Genomic DNA, 17,017 nt, shown 5'->3' with positions numbered 1-17,017 from the left:
CGACACCCCTATCAGCTTCAAACCACCCCATGACCGCCCTGCTGCTGCCTCCGCAGCCCATCGAAAGCCTGACGATCCCGCCTGAACTGGACGGCAGCGCGGGCAGGAATCGCGCGCGAAGCGGCATCGCCCAGATCGCGGCCGGCAACGATCTCGACGCGATCCGTGCGTGGCTCGCCCGCTTTGTCGATACGAAAACCACTTTCGACAACTACCGCAAGGAAGCCGAACGCCTGCTGCTTTGGTCCGTCCTCCAGATGGGCAAGCCGCTTTCATCGTTGACTCACGAAGATCTTCTCCTCTATCAGCACTTTCTCGCCGATCCACAACCGGCCATGCGATGGTGCTCCAGTGGCGGTCGCAAACATCCGCGCAACGACACGCGCTGGCGGCCGTTTTATGGTGCGCTCTCCGCGTCCAGCCAGCGCCAGGCGATGGTGATTCTCAACGTGATGTTCGCGTGGCTGGTGCAGGCGGGGTATCTGGCCGGCAATCCGTTATCGCTGGCGCGTCAGCGCGCGCGGCGCGCGAAGCCGCGGATCACCCGCTACCTGTCGCCTGAACTGTGGATCGAGGTCAAAACGTGGATTCAGGCGATGCCGAAAGAAACGGACCGCGAGCGCGAACATTACGCGCGCGTGCGCTGGCTGTTCACCCTGCTCTATCTGGGCGGCCTGCGCATTACGGAAGTAGGCGAAAACACGATGGGGAGATTTTTCCATCGACGCGATGCAAACGGCGAAGATCTCTGGTGGCTGGAAGTGCTGGGCAAAGGCAACAAGGAACGGCTGGTGCCGGCCACCAAGGAAATGATGGCGGAGCTCGGTGCATACCGTCGCGAACGGGGGGTGCCTGCGATTCCATTGCAGGGCGAAGACACCCCCTGGTGCTGCCGATCGGGCAATCGCTCAAGCCGTTGACGCGTGCCGGGTTGCATCGCATCGTCAAGCAGGTTTTCAGCGGTGCAGCGGACGCGCTCCGCGCGCGCGGCGACACACATGTGCCGCGAGCCGATCGATTGGAAAAGGCGTCAGCGCACTGGTTGCGGCACAGTGCGGGGTCGCACCTGGCAGATCAGCAGGTTGATCTGCGACTGGTGCGCGACAACTTCGGACATGCGTCGCTCACGACCACCAGTCAGTACCTTCACGTGGACGACGATCGTCGTCATCGTGAAACCGATGAAAAGCATCGCATTGATTGGTAGTCCAGACGGCTGAAGTTCGGCAGGAGCCGACATTTGCTCATAGACCTTGAAGTGATCGCTGTGGGTGCTGAAGGCTGCTCATTGACGGCAACTCTCCCTGCAAGCGTATGAAGCGCCATGAGAGTTCCTTTGCAAGGTAGGTGAGATCAATTTGTGCAGTTCAGCACCAGAGATTTACCTGCTTTCCCAAACAAAACCACGCTCGGCAGCGCGTGTTCGCTGGCGCTGTTCACCTAGTCCCACGATGCCAAGGCACATCGTCTGCCCCGGCTTAAGGTAGACCGGCGAGGGCTTGACCCCCATGCCGACGCCCGGCGGAGTGCCAGTCGAAATCACGTCGCCCGGCTGCAGGCTCATGCAGCGCGACAGATAGGCGATCAGGTGTGCGACCGTAAACACCATCGTCTTCGTGCTGCCGCTCTGATAGCGGTGTCCGTCGACCTCAAGCCACAATTCGAGCTTCTGCGGATCGACCACTTCGTCGCGCGTGACGAGCCATGGGCCGATCGGACCGAACGTATCGAAGCCCTTGCCTTTGTCCCACTGCCCACCACGCTCGATCTGCCACTCGCGCTCAGATATGTCGTTGACGACACAATAGCCGGCGACGTAGTCGAGCGCATCCTCCTCATCGACGTTCTTGCACGCGCAACCGATTACGACGCCGAGCTCGACCTCCCAATCGGTCTTGACCGAGTCGCACGGAATCTCGACGTCATCGTTCGGCCCGCACACAGCGCTCGTCCATTTCGCGAACACGACAGGCTCAGCCGGCACGGGAAGCCCTGACTCGGCCGCGTGATCAGCGTAGTTGAGCCCGATGCAGATGAACTTGCCGATTCGTCCGATGCACGCGCCAATACGCGGCTCGCCTGATACGAGCGGCAACGATGCCGGGTCGATGTCGCGCAGTTTCGCGACGCTCGCATCACATAGTGTGTCCCCACATATATCAGGAATCAGCCCTGACAGATCGCGGATCCGCCCTTCTTCATCGAGCAGTCCCGGCTTTTCCTCGCCCACGGGGCCATAACGAAGCAGTTTCATGACAGGCAACCTCTTTCAGTTAAACATTCGAAGTAAGGAATCCGGGCTGCATCGCGTCGCTCCGGTGCGCACACGTCGCGAAAATTCAGTTCGACCAGCCGCCATCGATCACATGCGCGTGCCCGGTCGTGAAACCCGACTCATCCGAGGCCAGGTACAACGCTAGCGCGGCAATTTCTTCCGCCGTGCCGACGCGCCCCATCGGCTGACGAGCGACGAATGCCGCGCGTGCAGCCTCGACGGTCGTTCGCTGGGCCTGTTCGGCGATGCGTGCTTCTAGCGACGGCGAATCAACCGTCCCGGGACAGATCGCGTTGCAGCGGATTCCTTGCGCGACGAAATCGGCCGCCACCGCCTTCGTCAACCCGATCACGCCCGCCTTCGACGCGCCATACACACAGCGGTTCGGCACGCCCTTCACGCTCGACGCCGCTGAAGACATGTTTATGATCGACCCGCGCCCCCGCTCCAGCATCGCCGGCAAAAAGGCCCGGATCGTCCGATACATCGATTTCACGTTCAGATCGAACGCGAAATCCCATTCGTCCTCTGTTGCGTCGAGCACCGAGCCGGTGTGTACAAAACCCGCGCAATTAAACAGCGCGTCGATCGGGCCCAGCTCACGTGCCAGCGCCTCGATCGCCGTGCCGTCACGCACATCGAGCTGCCGCACTTCGAACGGCTGGTCGCACAGACCGTCGATGCGGATATCCGTTGCGATTACGCGCGCACCTTCGCGCGCGAATCGCTCGGCCGTCGCCCGGCCTATGCCCTGTGCGGCCGCGGTGATCACCGCGGTCTTTCCTGCGAGTCGTTGTACCAATCTGAAGCTCCCGATAAATAGACTTGTGACGCATAACGAGTACTACGACACTCACTGGCCCTGAAACGCGGCGTCTGTGGATCGCAATTGATAGAAGGTCGCTGCGTTGCCGCCGAAGATCGCGTCCTGGGCGGCAGCACCGAGAGAGGCCGTGAGTTCGATAGAAACGGCGCGCCAGCTCCCATAATTGGCCTGGAGATTGACGACCGGCCAGTCGCTGCCCCACATAACGCGCGACGCGCCGAAACAATGAAGCAGATGTCCGACGGACGGCGCGAGTATTTCCGGCGTCCAATCGGCTCCGGCCCCCGCAGCGAGTCCCGATAGCTTGCAGTGCAGATTCGGTAGCGCGGCGAGCCTGGCAATAGCTTCGGCCCACTGCTGCCACGCGTCGCGCCCCGCGCTGATCGGCGGCTTCGCGCCATGGTCGACGACGATCCTCAGACGCGGAAAACGTGCGGCGAACACAGCGAGCGCTGCCGCGTGCCGCGTGTGGATCAACGCGTCGAAAGCGAGATCGCGCTCAATCAGCGCATCGATCGCGGGCGCAAGCGCCGGATTAGTGATCCAGTTGTCGTTGGGCATATCCTGCAGCATCGGCCTCACGCCTTTGAATTGCGCGTTTTGCGCGAGCTCATTGAGCGTCTCTGGCGCGTCGGCGGCGAGGAGCGGTACCCAGCCCACCACGCCCGCGATCGACACATCCTGCTGCGCAAGCGCCAGCAGGTAACGCGTCTCGTCGACGGCCGGCGCGGCCTGCACGGCCACCGTGCGCACGACGCCCGCCGCAGCGCGCAGCGGCGCGAGGTCTGCCGGTCCGAACGATCGATAAAGCGGTATGAGCGCGGGCGTCAGCCAGCTATAGTCGCCACGTGACAGATCCCAGAAATGCTGGTGTGCATCGATACATTCAGCCATGACCGTAGGCAGTCCTCAAGGTAAAGCATGGCCAGATCGAGCAGCCGCTCGTCCAGCGCACGCCGCTGCGCGATCGACAGACAATCTGCGTCGACCGCCTCCGCTCCGTTTAATACGTCAATCCGACGCTGGGCACACCGAGCGCTGAGGTCTCAGCCGATGCGCTCGCAGCGCGGATCGATCACCATCGCGCGTGCCCGCGAACCGCTCCGTCGTCACCAGCCCGACGGCTTGCTCGCTGGCAGCAGTCACGGGGATCCATCCTGCGGGTCCTCGTACCATCCACCGCCAGCGATGAAAGGACGCTTCGTGTCATACATGCAGAATCGTGAACTGGAAGTTACTTGCCGTTACTATTCGCACCGGCTGTCTGCATGATCGTGAGTTGACCAGGCGTTGCCGTAGCCATTGATGAGAGAACGGCATTATTGGTAACCGTATCGTGCTGGGCTGAGATGTCCAGATCTTTAACAATTTCCGTGGCTACATTTATTGCAACATTATTTGTCCATGTCGCATACGAAGTTCCCTCATCCAGATAAAGAGCCGACGAAGGTCCAGGACCGAAGGCAGTAAAAGGTCCCTGGGCGCTGCTGGCGACCTGTACATCATGAATATAATTACAGTTCACCAACGTCCCCGGTTGGGAGCCGAGACTATAAATCGCCCCCCCATCATGATGCACCTGCATCACATTATAAAGAAGGTTATGGATAACCTGGGTGCCAGCGCTGGTTGTAGGGGTAGTATATTGCGGCAAATATCCATGCTCATAGATTCCATAATGCTTCAATGTCTCCGCCACATCATTGTCAGGCAATCCCCAGCCCCACCCAATAGAAATCCCCGTATATGGCAAGTCATGAACGGTATTATGAGCGATAAGCGTATTTGCAGCATACGTCACGAGAATACCCACAGCATCTGTATATTGCGATGCTACATTTGAGATGGTGTTATATGTAATGCTATTTCCCTGAACGATTTCCGCTGCATTAGCCGGATGATGCGAATCCGGATCGATTACGTCCCCCACCTCGATACCACTACCTGAAATTTGCGTGAACGTGGATTGAGTCACGGCTGAATTCGTCACGCCCAATCCGAAATGGACAGCCGCAGCACCCAGTTGCGTGAAGGTATCGTTGTTCAGTGTGATATTACGGGCGTACGAGAGATCAATTGCTCCCGGCATAATCATATTATGCAGTTGCCGTTGAACATAAAAATTGACGTTCACCGGCTCCGGCGTCGGGTTTGCGGTGGTTACAGGGGGAACAGTATCGGGAAGATCGGGGCGGCTCGTTGCGTTAAAGATCACGCCCGCCTGCGCGTCAGCGTACCCATTGTTCGTGCTTGGCCTGTTCCAGGCAGACAGACTGAAAGTAATGCCACTGAAGGCGACGTGGGAGAGGGCCGTGGTTTGATCGCCCCCTCCAGTGATCAAGCCTTCCACCACGGGCAACTCAACATCCGCAGTCGTCAGGTTTTCGCCAACGCGAGGCTGGTAATACAGATAGCCCGCATCAAGCGCAAACGTACCAGCCTGATTGGCCACCCACTCGGCAGCACCTTCGAGCCGCGATGGACTGCCGTCGTCCATCGTTTGTATGTTAACGTCGTGCCAGCAAGGCTGAGCCATTGTTATCGTGAACCCACCGGTGCTGTTACTGCTGACTGCCTGGACTGGACAACGCTTGTTTTTCCAGGCGCGCAAGGTAACAACTTCGGCAGTCTGAGGGTGAGCAAGCACTGAAAGCGCGGGGTCAGCGGTCGTCAGCCCCGTTGGAGTGACCCTGTATGCCGCACCGATGGGTTGCCAGGCACGGATAGCAGGTACGCCATTAACGGATAGCTGTCTGGCGACCGTTACGCCGGACGGCGCGGCCGCACGCCACCTGCCGTCGGGTAGCTGCGTCCAGCCAGTGATCTGCTGGGCGCCTGAAATCACAACGGGGCCAGTTGAGCCCGGAGCTCGCTCCCAGACCACGGTGAAACCATTTGTTCCAGAGTCTGCTGCGGTAAAGGTCAAGGGGGCGGTCAACCGATACGTCCCGCTCTCAAGGTTAACGCCAATATTGGTTTGCATATTGCCGTTTATTGCCCGGACTGCCTGCTGGGCTTTCCCCAACGTCAGGAACGGCGAAGCATAGGTGCCGCTATTGGTATCACTACCTGATGGCGAAACATAGATCTGAATTGGACCGCTCGCAGCCGTTGCAACGCTGAGAATTCCGCCACCTCCTCCCCAGAAAGATAATGCGGTCGTGCACAAAGATATCAACAACACTGATTTCCTGTTCATTTCGCTGTCTCCGTAAGAATTTTAGTTAATTGACCACCAGTTGATTAACACTTGCATCCACTCTGAGCAGCCCAATACCGAATAGGATTATTAAATTTTAATTTCACGCCGTCATCCATTCTGCTCACTCAGACGGAATACTTCCTTCATTCTTTCCCATTCCGGCCGATCTTCGCCAGACAAAGATCTCTGCAAAGCCCCCATTACATCTCTCCACGCTACAACCCGGTGATGCGTGTCCGGCCCAACTTCGGAATGCTCGAACTTGAAATATCGATTCGCTTCAATCAACATAACAAGTCGATTCTGATATCGCCAGATCGTCATATCCTCAATTCCCGAGGATCGGAGATGATCGAGCACCTCCGGCCAAACGGTTTCGTGATATCGATCGTATATTTCGTATATAACTTCATCACGGTGAAGATCAAGCGTCAGACAATAGCGCACAGCTCGCCCTCATATAATTGCACCAGGAAAATCTGCTCTCCATCAATTTTCCAAGGTGACGTTCGCTATCAATTGACGATCGGATGGAAGCGGTGCATCGGTCCGCAATAAACCTTCGTCGACCAAGGCCTGCCAGAGTCCCCTCTCAACGGGCTCGCGAAATGCTTCCATCCCCTGCTGGACTTCCTCGGGACTTCGCGCGCCCAGCAACAGGGTCTTTACTGCCGTATGTGCTCCGGCAAACTGAATAGCTGCCGCTCTTAGTGAAACACCATACTCACTACAAACTTGCTCTATTTTTGCGGCACGGTGAACAATGCTCGCCGGAGCCGTTGAATAATTGAAGGTTAGTCTCTCTGGCGCCTGATTTTCGCTTGCCTGGCCTGAAGCTCCACGCGCGAGAATGCCGGAATTAAAGACGCCCCCCAGCACGATATCAACGTTGCGCTTCAGACACTCAGGAAATACGGCGTCAAGTGCGCTTTGATCCAGCAAGGTATAACGCCCAGCCAGCAGCGTACAGTCCAGATCGAAGACCCGCATCAGATCGATGACCACCCGGCCCTCGTTAACTCCAGCTCCGATAGCCCGTACGACACCCGCGCTGCGCAATTCGTCTAGCGCGCGAAAACCGCCTTCACCCAATTGCGCCCAGTAATGCTCGTGAAGGGCCCCATGCGTTGCGAATCCAATGTCGTGAATAAACAGCACATCGATCTGCGATATTCCGAGCCGTTGCAGGCTATCTTCAAAGGATCGCATGATGCCAGAATAGGTGTAGTCAAAAACCGGCATAAAGGGAGGCGGATTCGTCCACTGACTTTGCGTTCCGTGAAGACTGGCAGGTGACATCGGTCGTAGTAGTCGGCCCACTTTCGTGCTCAGGACAAATTCATCCGGATGATGCTCACATAACGCCATGCCGACACGACGCTCACTTTTTGTAAATCCGTAGAACGGCGCGGTGTCAAAGTAGCGGATACCTTGTTGCCAGGCGGCCTCAATCGTCGCCAGGGCCTGGGCATTATCGACGTCGCTGAAGAGTCCACCAATGCCTGCACAACCCAACCCTATGCGAACCTCATTCCGATCTCGCGACGAGAATGGTGACCGTGTGTGCATTGGCTGCACATTTCCAATCTCTTTCATTTGCTGTTTCTCTGTGTTCCAGCCATCAAAGGATGTCGTAGCGGGTTAGAACATTTGCCGCATACCAACGCGCACTAATACCTGTGTAGGACCTGCAGACGAAGATCCGTTCGATACGTCACCAATGGAAGCCGTCGCGGGAACGATATTGCCGTAGGCGTCCAGTGTGTTGCCGTTCGCTCGCTGATAGCCGATCAGGCCATATAGCAATGTTCGCTTCGATAACGAATAAAACGAACTCAGATTCACCTGGCTATAGCTCGGTGCACGCGACGCAGCGATCGAATTTCCCCGTGTGTAGCTGTAACCTGTGCCAACCCTTAATGCGGGAGAAATCTGCCACACCGCGGTGATGCCGCCGCTATTGAAGTCAACGTTATTCTTGAATAGTGAGAAATTGCCGGCCTGATATTCTGTGTTGCTGTACGAGACACCCAAGGTCACGGCACTCAACTGATATGAAAGCGCGGCAGCAACAATCTGCATCGTTTTCGCGGACTGAAAGCCGACGTTGATTGACGATGAAAAAGTACCGTCATATGCATTGTTCCAGCCGCTTCCGTTAATGGCGTTGGAATTGTGCGCCAGCAGATAAGCGGCCCCGATCGCGATCGGCCCCCTGACATACTTGCCGCCAAGGCTCCAGGTGCTCTGACTGATAACACTTCCGGCCTGACCTCCGAAGCCATAGAGCGCGCCAAACTGGAAGCCGGAAAAATTGGGCGTCGTATATTTGATCGAATTGCTTTCGCGGGACTGGTTATCGATGTTATCCAGATCACCGGGGTGAGCCGCCATTCCCGTCAGGAAACTCGACGGACCGATCGATCCCACAAAGTCGACGATCGGATCATACTGCCGGCCGAGCGTTAGCTTCCCGTACCGCGTACTGTCGAGCCCCACCCAGGACTGCATGCCAAATTCGCGACCACCCTGGTTTAATTTACCGGTGCCGACATCGAAACCGTTTTGTAGCCAGAACACCGCGGACAACCCCTGCCCAAGATCCTCACGACCGGTTAATCCCCAGCGGCTTCCCAGTGACGTGCCACTGGTAAAGATGAACGCAGGCTTGCCGCTATAGACAGCAGGAACACCTCTCTGTCCGGCGGACAGAACTGAAGCGAGATTACTCGAGTACCCCAGCCCCGCGTCCACCACACCAAACAGGGTTACGCTGGATTCGGCATATGCCGACGGACAAAGAAAGAGCATCGAGAGGAGACCGACGGCTGCCAGCCCGATACTTGTCCTGCTTGCATTGTGGACGTTCACCTGCGGATACTCACGGCTGCTGTCGGGCGGTCGTCCAGGACGACATCCACCATCGGGAAAAGGACTTCGCTGACGCGGCCGAATCACGAGCGAGAAAGTTTGACGAGCACTCTGCCCTAGCGGCACCACAGACAGGTCATTTCTATCTGAATCGGCATCCGAGGGCGAAATAAAGCATCCCCCGTTCCAGCACCTATTTTTGATTGTTCGCATGTCTATATTCTCTACAGTTAGGAATACGATATATTTGAAAAACAAAAAATTTCTCTACCCAACTACCCCCGTGGCTAAACGCTGTCCATTTCCTCAAGCTCAACGCCGGCTGAGTCCAGAAATGGAGAGCAGCCAATGACGATCGCAGCTGCAAGGTAACTCAGGACGTAAAATCCAATCACCTGGATACCAAATCTCGCGACCAGGGCAGGGGTCATGATTACATTCAGGGCAATGACCAGCCGCATCGCGCATTGCGGGATAGCCGACCCTACGCCTCGAAGTTGCGTAGGCGCTGCCTCAGCGCACCATACCCACGAAAGCGTGGCCGGCCCGAACCACGACATCATCGAAAAAATCATGTAGAGGCAAAATAGGCCCGGGACGCTTTTTGTACCAAGAACAGCTATACCGACTCCGCATGCGAAATTGCACAGACACGCAGCAATTCCCAGCGTTCGCCGGTTGACCCTGTCGATCACCAGGGAACCCAACGCCACGCCGATGAAGCCCAAAATGAATGAGCCGAGTGCAAAGTACAACGATTGACCGACCTGAAATCCGGCAGTGGAAAACACCAATGGACCTGCAATGGTGGCGACTGCACCGGCAAAGGCCTGAAACGTACAGAAGGCTGTGGTCGCAGCGAGCTTGCGCAATGGGTGGCCAGAAAGCAATATCCGGTAGTCACGCTTTGTCGCTGACTTCGCTGCCGGCATAGGCAAGCCCAGTGCATCCGTAATTTTGCGGGCTTCGTCCAGGCGACCTTGTGTGATCAACCAGCGCGGTGATTCGGGAAGGTACTGGCGGGCAATCAGTACGCCCAGAGCTGGCAGGGCGGCCAAACCGAACAGCCAGCGCCACGTGTTTTCTCCGGTGTATGGTTGAATGGCCATCGTGATCAACACGCTTGCAATAGCACCACCTAACCACATCATGTTGGGAAGCGATCCGGCCAGACGGCCGCGTCGTTCGCCCGGCGCGATTTCGGCCAGAAAACTCTGTGAGGTCGGAATGTCCATCCCCACTGCGACGCCAATCACGAAACGCGCCAACATCAGTTCCCATACGCTGCTAACAAATGCAGAGGCGAGCGCAGCTATAACAAAACAGGCCAGATTGATCACGAAGATAACCTTGCGCCCGAAACGATCCGCCATATCTCCAAAAACGATCAGACCCAGCGCGCTGCCTAAAAAGCCAATGGCACCAAGCCATCCGATGGTCGAACCATCCAGATTAAAATGGGGCTTGAGGAAGAGCAATGCCGCACCCATGCAAAGCAGATCATAACCATCAATGAACTCACCAAATGCAACAAGGCGCGGAGCCCATCTCAGTGCTCGACTCATACGCTCGGGCGCGCTAACGGCGATAGCTGTCATCGGTTTCTGTCTCCATCCAGTAAAATACTTGTTATCTAGTTTGACTTCGTATGCGACTCAAGGCATCTGGAAAGAGCTCAGTGCCGGAGTTCCGAAAGCAATTTAATCTGTTAAGCAAAACCAAACTATCTGCGAAATAGCTATCTCAGCGCGGAGCGTCACGCGCTCGCTGACTGGTCAGGTTATGCACATGGACGTGCTCGCCAACGTCGATAGAAGTTGTTGCAACGCCGATTGCTTCACCATATTTTCGAATAACCTCACCCGAATCGATGGCGTGTATCGAAAATTTGTGCCCCATCGCGATTTTGCCGGCGACAATCAGGCGATGTATCGCACCGTCAATCGCTAAACGCACCTCCTCATCAGGCCACAGATCTCTCAACGCAACGGCTACATTGTCGCGAGGATGAACCACCAACGCGGCTCGCCTGCCAGTTGCGCCGTCAATGCTTCGTCCGCTCACTATCAATACTCCTTAATGCGTTGTTTCGACTCGCCTTCCGCAGCACCATTGTTCGAAGCCGCTATTGCTGACTTTGCCGACCGACTACATGGATTGAATTCAAACTCCTGCTCCTCGTGATCGTCCAGTTGCTCACTCAGAAATCACAACGATCCGTGAAGCCTGACGATCGATTCCCCTGATTCTCCCAACACCTCTCCCCACGTCTTGAACCCTGACGCAACATCCAGAAGCAAGGTAAACAACCCGTCCGTAAGTTCATCGAAATTTTCACGCCCATCAAACAAGGGACTCGCATCGAAGTCAATCTGCGTTGTCAATCGGCGAACGGCATCAGGTCGCCCGCCAATCTTGATCGTCGGAGCGATGGCGCTGCAGTAGCTGTTTCCAACTCCTGTCGTAAAGAGCATGATCTGTACGCCGGCCGCGACGAATCCCGTCATCGACTCCGGCGTAAAACTGGGCCCATCCATTACGTAAAGACCAGGGGCAGAAGGTGATTCTGCAAGTTCCAGAACACCGCGTATGGGCGAAACACCGCCTTTGGCGATCGCGCCGAGCGACTTCTCCTCAATCGAACTGAGTCCGCCTCGTATGTTTTCCGGCGATGGGTTGTTGCCCGTCAGATCCACCCCAGTCGCTGCTGCTGCGGCCTCCCTGCACGCTACAGCTGCCGTAATGGCTTCAGCGACCTGCGGCGAGGCAGCTCGCCCGGACAATATATGTTCAGCTCCGAGCCATTCGATGGTTTCGCCAAACACGGCTCGCCCCCCCTGATCGACCAGTCGATTCACGACCATGCCGGCAAGAGGATTGGATACAAGCCCCGAGGTGGCGTCGGATTGCCCACATTCAACGCCCAGAAACAGATAGCTGGAAGACACTCGCTCCCGGCGATTTCGTGACGCGCTACGGACGAGAGCTGCCGCACACCGTATTCCACGTGCGGCAAGTTCCTGCGCATCTTGCCCTGTATCGTCGAGTGTGACTATTTGCACCATTCCCCCGGGAATCTGATGCGCCACTTCTTCGGCGGCCATTCGGTCTGCCCCGACGATCAGCGTCGCGGCGACATTCGGGTTGCACGCCAAGCCAATCATCTGCCGCCTGTGTGCGTCCTTGTCTGCACCATATTGCCCCCGGCCGAAGGGAGAAGCGACCAAAAGAGTTCCTGGTACGCCTTGGTGGATGCGTTCAGCGGCACGTGCTACGAGGCCATTGATCCCTAAAATCAGAATGTGATCACGGATACCAACTTGCCCGTCTGGTCGGCAGTATCCAAAGAAATCGCGCCTGGGAACTGATTCGGTCATGCTCGTTCTCGATTCGTGGAAGACCCGCTTGGCCTATGAATCGAATGTTAGCGCATACTGTTATCGCTAACATTAGTACAAACTATGATACTTATTTCTTCAATATTGGAGTAATGCGATTTTTTCGCTTCACGGATCGATGGGAGGAATCACCTCACGATTAAACAATTTCCGGCCCGATCAGCGAGGCCCTCGAATGTGGCCCGGTCGGAGACGAATTCGGTGAAAGGATCGGATAGCGAGTAAGCGACCGCCTCCGCTTTGCTATCGGCCGTCACCCCGATTTCTTTTTCGACGCTATCGGTTTTCGTCCAGGACCATCAGCTATGCCGGGCGGCTGTACAACCGCTTCCCGCCGAGTTTGCCTACGGTAGGGGAGATGACGGCTGCACGGAGGATCGAACTCACATACCAAACACTGTGGTGTTGAGCAAGACAGGCTGGCCTGACGATCACAAAGCGCATCCAGTCGACAGCGTTGGAACGCGGCGACAGGCGGCACCTGGATGAAGTAGCCGTGCTGATTGGTGGCAGGAAACGCTGCGGTGGTTGGCTGTCGCTCGGCGCGACGCGCGACGTACTGGCGGAAATCTGCCGCGGCAAAGCAGTGGCCAATCGCAAACTCAACCTGAACGTTGAGCGTCGGAAGCGCAGAGGCAGAACTGAACAACCAAGCGGAGAATTCGCTTGCGTGGGCCGCGGCCTTTCACAAACTTCTTGCTCGTGATCCTGGATGGTCTGCATCCATCCGGCTTGTCGTTGGACGATAGCTGGGGCTCACCCGCAGTCTTGATGAAATTCACGCCCCCGGGTCAGTGATGCGGGTTGCCATATGCATCCGTCACGCTCCCCCGGGCATGGCGCAGCGCATAGAATCGAAGGGTCGACCACACGAGGCATTCGCTCCGCGCACCGCCCGTCCACAGTAATTGACCTTACGGAGCTGGAAGATCTGTTTTGTGAAATTGAAGCCGAGAATGTCGATTTCCACGATGAACCTCACCGGTCCGACTGAGCTCGTCAGCGTCCATTGGAAGGGAAGCGCCGCGTCTATCCTGGCAACAACGCTTGACGGGGTCGACTTTGTTTACGAACTGTCACGGATCACTAATTCAAACCCGACATCGGTAATGCTCGTCGCCGGTTTGTCTGACAGACGCGCGACAATAGCCTCAGCAGCGAGCCGGCCAATTTCGTATCGAGGTACCCTCACCGTGGTGAGCGAAGGCACGATCTGCCGTGCGATTTCCAGATCGTCGAATCCTGCGACGGCGATTTGAGAAGGAATGTCGATGCGCTGGCGCTGACATTCGAAGATTGCACCAGCGGCAAGAATATCCGTCGCGCAAAAGACAGCTCTCGGGCGTGGCGACTGGGAAAGGAGTGTCGCCATAGCTCTCGCCCCAGCTTCCATCGAAAGCTCGGTAGTTTTGCATAGCTGTGGAGAAATTGTGATGTTCTCGTCCAGACAGGCCTGCTCGAATCCCAAATGGCGATCACGCGCTCTTTCGTTGCTGCTCTCCAGAGGACCGATGTACCCCAATGATGAATATCCCCGTGACATCAGATGATGTGTTATCTCCCGCGCGGCACGGAAATGAGAGTATCCAACGAGAATATCAATTGGCTGCTCGGTCAAATTTACCCCTTCTACCACAGGGACGCCGTGTTGCTTCAGCATCTCGACGGCGGCAGCGGTATGAGACGTGCCGGTCAGAAAAAACGCATCGGCACCGCGTGACAAAAAGCGCGATATCAGCGTCTCCTCTTCTTCGACATTGAATCTACTAACTCCGACAAGTAGCTGAAAGTCCTGGTGGGTCAGCACATCGGTGAGACCTTGAAGGGTCTCGGAAGACTGTGCGTTGGCGAGAAGAGGGACAATTGCGGCGACCAGCTTGGTCTTGCGCGCGGCCAGTCCACGAGCCGTAAGGTCAGGGATATAACTGGTCTGGCGCAGTACATCCTGAACACGCTCACGAGTAGCAGTCGCAACCTTTTCCGGGTCATGCAACACACGTTGAACGGTCATTGTCGATACGCCTGCCAAGGCGGCGACATCACTTAGCCTTGTTCTGCGAAGGTCAGCCATCGGTTTGCTATTTGCGTAAATAAGTGAATTTGATATTTAGGTAGCCACTCCCAGACTCCCGGAGTCGCGATACGAGAATAGCGGCAATTGCGCGGGAGCGCAAAATTCCATTCGGAAACCGGTTGAAATACTGTGCCGATGCCAATGAAATCGCCATCCATGCTACTAACGCTGCTGCGCCACAGCGTACTCAATCAGTCACGGCAGCTTTTATGTCCAGCACAGCCCACGAGGCTCCGCTCTCACGCGCCACGCGCACGCCGCACCCTGAGCGGCGGCGCGCCAGCCTGCTTCCAGATCGGCCTGGTGCGCGTCGCCCGCGTTGTCAAACTTCGGTGGGACTGGCGGTGTCGGGTTGCCCATGTTGATCACGGAGACGTCGCCGGTGAAACGTGATATCGATTCTCACGGTGGTGGGTGTCGGAGCAGCTCCAGCTTTTCCTGCAGTTCGCTAACTACCGCTGGCGAACCAAGGCCCGTTTTTTCGCCGGTCTGAACGAGCACATCGCGGTTTGTATTCGCCCAGCCAGTGTCATCATCGTCTATCGCCAGCCATCGCGCAGGACGTGGGTGCGCGTGCGCTATGCATTCCAGAGTCTGGTAAAAGCGAGGTTTTTCAAGGAACGCCGATTTCATCATTTGGCTATGCCAGGTCGAGCCGATTACCCGCTTGCGCAGATCCATCGGCAACTCATTGCGTGCTGTTGTCAGCCGTCGACGCCAGCGGCGTAGCACCGTCCGATAGATGCCAGAACAGGACCGCCGCTCGAACAGGTGCATCCAGCCGGCAGAGCACCGAGCTCGTTGGCCAATCCTTGAAGTAGCGGCCGACGGAGTAACCAATCCCGGTTCTGCCTCGCGAACAAATGAAGCGACTTTAAAGACTTCTCGGATCTGTTTCCCTATTGATCGAGATAGTGAAAAGCTGAAGACAGTTGATCCGAGTGTTCGCGAAATTCTGTATGCGACACCAAGGTCGTCGGTGCCCCCGCCAGAAACGCTCCGCATTTGATACATCTAAACGGCGTCGCGAACAGATTGCGGCCGACTCGATAGCTTCCCACGACGCGAGCACAACTCGGACAGAGCGTGGTCAGTGGCGTTGTATGGAGGGGGCAGCACAGCAGCGGTTCGAACTGGAACCAATAGCTGTGGCAGGAGCCTTCCAGACAGATCGGGCGGAATCGAAAACGATTCGAAAGCCATGCATTCTGATGCTGGCGCCAAAACACCGAGCATATTGACTTCATCGTCTGCGGGAACGCCCCATCCGGTCGCAGTAAAGACACGTTCGCTGTTGATCCAACCCAACTGAAGGACCACGTCCCGAGCCCCCACATGCCGGTGCCCGCAACATAGCGACCGGATGTCTTCGGTCCATACACCTAACCGAAAAAACCAAGCAATCGATACGGGCAGCGTATCGTGACGGCACACATAAGCGCACCCTAGGCCACCGCCCGGCGGCGGCCTAGCGAACTCAACACGGAAGTAATGAGAGGACTGTCGCGATCGGTTTTCCAGGCCATGGCGATAGTCACCACGCTCACGTTTTCCTTCAGCGGACGGAACACGACATTCTCCGAAGCGAGTGAGCGCAATGACTCCGGAACCAGCGCGATACCCTGGCCGCAAGCGACGAAGGCGACCTGCGACGCGACCGAGCGCACGTGATGCAAAATACGCGGAGAAAAACCGTTGGCGCGGCACGCCGCGATCAGGCTGTCGAAGTAAACCGGACTGACGTGCCGCGGAAACATGACAAAGTTCTCGTTGGAGAGCGTGGCTAACCGGATGCGGGTCAAGCTGGCCATTGGATGTTCGCTCGGCACGGCGACGACCAGGCGGTCCTGCTTCAGCGGTGTCGACTCGATGGTCGGCGCCAGGTCCCCCTCGAGACGCGCAAACGCCAGATCGACATCCCCCGCAAGCAACGCCGGCACCGCTTCGGCACTGTCGATCTCGCGCACGGAGATGGTGAGTTGCGGATACTCGGCCTTGAGCCGGGTGACCAGCGGCGGCAACACGTCCACCATCGCCGAAGTGATCGCGCCGATGGTCAGCAGTCCGCTATGTCCCTCCACGGCCTCCCGTACCGCGAACTCGAGGCGTTCGAGCTGATCGGCAAATTTTCGCACCGCCGGCAGGATCGCTGCGCCGACTGGAGTTAATTGCGCGCCCTTTCGCGAGCGCTCAAACAGCCTCACCTTCAAAGCCTGTTCAAGTATCTGGATCTGTTCGGTAAGTGGCGGCTGAGACATATTGAGCCGCCGCGCGGCACGCCCGAAATTGCCCTCTTCGGCGACCGCCAGAAAGAGCCACAGGTGACGAACGAGTCGAAAGTTGACCATCTTTTTCCATAGCCTCCGCGTAT

General features: G+C 56.9%; 13 protein-coding genes and 1 pseudogene. 1 reads left to right on the top strand and 13 read right to left on the bottom strand.

Features of this window, described 5'->3' with window-relative positions; translation table 11 throughout:
* Nucleotides 1-29: 29 nt before the first annotated feature.
* Nucleotides 30-1,207, top strand: a pseudogene (locus BCY88_RS03215) (tyrosine-type recombinase/integrase).
* Nucleotides 1,208-1,381: 174 nt separating this feature from the next.
* Here BCY88_RS03215 and BCY88_RS03210 read toward each other — a convergent pair.
* From BCY88_RS03210 to BCY88_RS03150, 13 genes are all read right to left on the bottom strand, one after another.
* Nucleotides 1,382-2,254, bottom strand: a complete 873-nt coding sequence (locus BCY88_RS03210) for an ureidoglycolate lyase (RefSeq protein WP_120342849.1) — start codon at nt 2,252-2,254, stop codon at nt 1,382-1,384.
* Nucleotides 2,255-2,339: 85 nt separating this feature from the next.
* Complete coding sequence (locus tag BCY88_RS03205) at nt 2,340-3,077, bottom strand: SDR family oxidoreductase (RefSeq protein WP_120342848.1); 738 nt, start codon at nt 3,075-3,077, stop codon at nt 2,340-2,342.
* Between the two features lie 51 nt (nt 3,078-3,128).
* Nucleotides 3,129-3,995, bottom strand: coding sequence for an amidohydrolase family protein (locus tag BCY88_RS03200; RefSeq protein WP_120342847.1), 867 nt, complete (start codon nt 3,993-3,995; stop codon nt 3,129-3,131).
* 340 nt (nt 3,996-4,335) lie between these two features.
* Entirely contained in the window at nt 4,336-6,300 is a 1,965-nt protein-coding gene (locus BCY88_RS03195) for a right-handed parallel beta-helix repeat-containing protein (protein ID WP_120342846.1), read from the bottom strand.
* A 111-nt stretch (nt 6,301-6,411) separates the two neighbouring features.
* Complete coding sequence (locus tag BCY88_RS40790; RefSeq protein ID WP_120342845.1) at nt 6,412-6,750, bottom strand: L-rhamnose mutarotase; 339 nt, start codon at nt 6,748-6,750, stop codon at nt 6,412-6,414.
* 42 nt (nt 6,751-6,792) lie between these two features.
* The gene (locus tag BCY88_RS03185; protein WP_259461221.1) at nt 6,793-7,899 is read right to left on the bottom strand and encodes an aldo/keto reductase; all 1,107 of its coding nucleotides are present in this window, start codon (nt 7,897-7,899) and stop codon (nt 6,793-6,795) included.
* Nucleotides 7,900-7,944: 45 nt separating this feature from the next.
* Complete coding sequence (locus BCY88_RS03180; protein ID WP_404935670.1) at nt 7,945-9,144, bottom strand: porin; 1,200 nt, start codon at nt 9,142-9,144, stop codon at nt 7,945-7,947.
* Nucleotides 9,145-9,461: 317 nt separating this feature from the next.
* On the bottom strand, nt 9,462-10,772 hold the full coding sequence (locus BCY88_RS03175; RefSeq protein ID WP_220669650.1) for an MFS transporter: 1,311 nt from the start codon (nt 10,770-10,772) through the stop codon (nt 9,462-9,464).
* Nucleotides 10,773-10,917: 145 nt separating this feature from the next.
* On the bottom strand, nt 10,918-11,238 hold the full coding sequence (locus BCY88_RS03170; protein ID WP_220669649.1) for a UxaA family hydrolase: 321 nt from the start codon (nt 11,236-11,238) through the stop codon (nt 10,918-10,920).
* A 143-nt stretch (nt 11,239-11,381) separates the two neighbouring features.
* Nucleotides 11,382-12,551 carry a UxaA family hydrolase gene (locus BCY88_RS03165; protein ID WP_120342842.1) on the bottom strand — a complete coding sequence of 390 codons (1,170 nt, stop codon included), beginning with the start codon at nt 12,549-12,551 and terminating at the stop codon, nt 11,382-11,384.
* A gap of 1,087 nt (nt 12,552-13,638) precedes the next feature.
* On the bottom strand, nt 13,639-14,643 hold the full coding sequence (locus tag BCY88_RS03160) for a LacI family DNA-binding transcriptional regulator (RefSeq protein WP_120342841.1): 1,005 nt from the start codon (nt 14,641-14,643) through the stop codon (nt 13,639-13,641).
* Between the two features lie 405 nt (nt 14,644-15,048).
* Nucleotides 15,049-15,423 (bottom strand): HAD domain-containing protein, encoded by a 375-nt coding sequence (locus tag BCY88_RS03155; RefSeq protein ID WP_183081261.1) that lies wholly within the window; start codon nt 15,421-15,423, stop codon nt 15,049-15,051.
* Nucleotides 15,424-16,091: 668 nt separating this feature from the next.
* On the bottom strand, nt 16,092-16,994 hold the full coding sequence (locus BCY88_RS03150) for a LysR family transcriptional regulator (protein WP_120342839.1): 903 nt from the start codon (nt 16,992-16,994) through the stop codon (nt 16,092-16,094).
* Nucleotides 16,995-17,017 lie beyond the last annotated feature (23 nt).

The organism is Paraburkholderia fungorum (assembly GCF_003610895.1).
Classification (GTDB): Bacteria; Pseudomonadota; Gammaproteobacteria; order Burkholderiales; family Burkholderiaceae; genus Paraburkholderia; species Paraburkholderia fungorum_B.
This window is presented reverse-complemented; position numbering and strand designations above follow the sequence as displayed.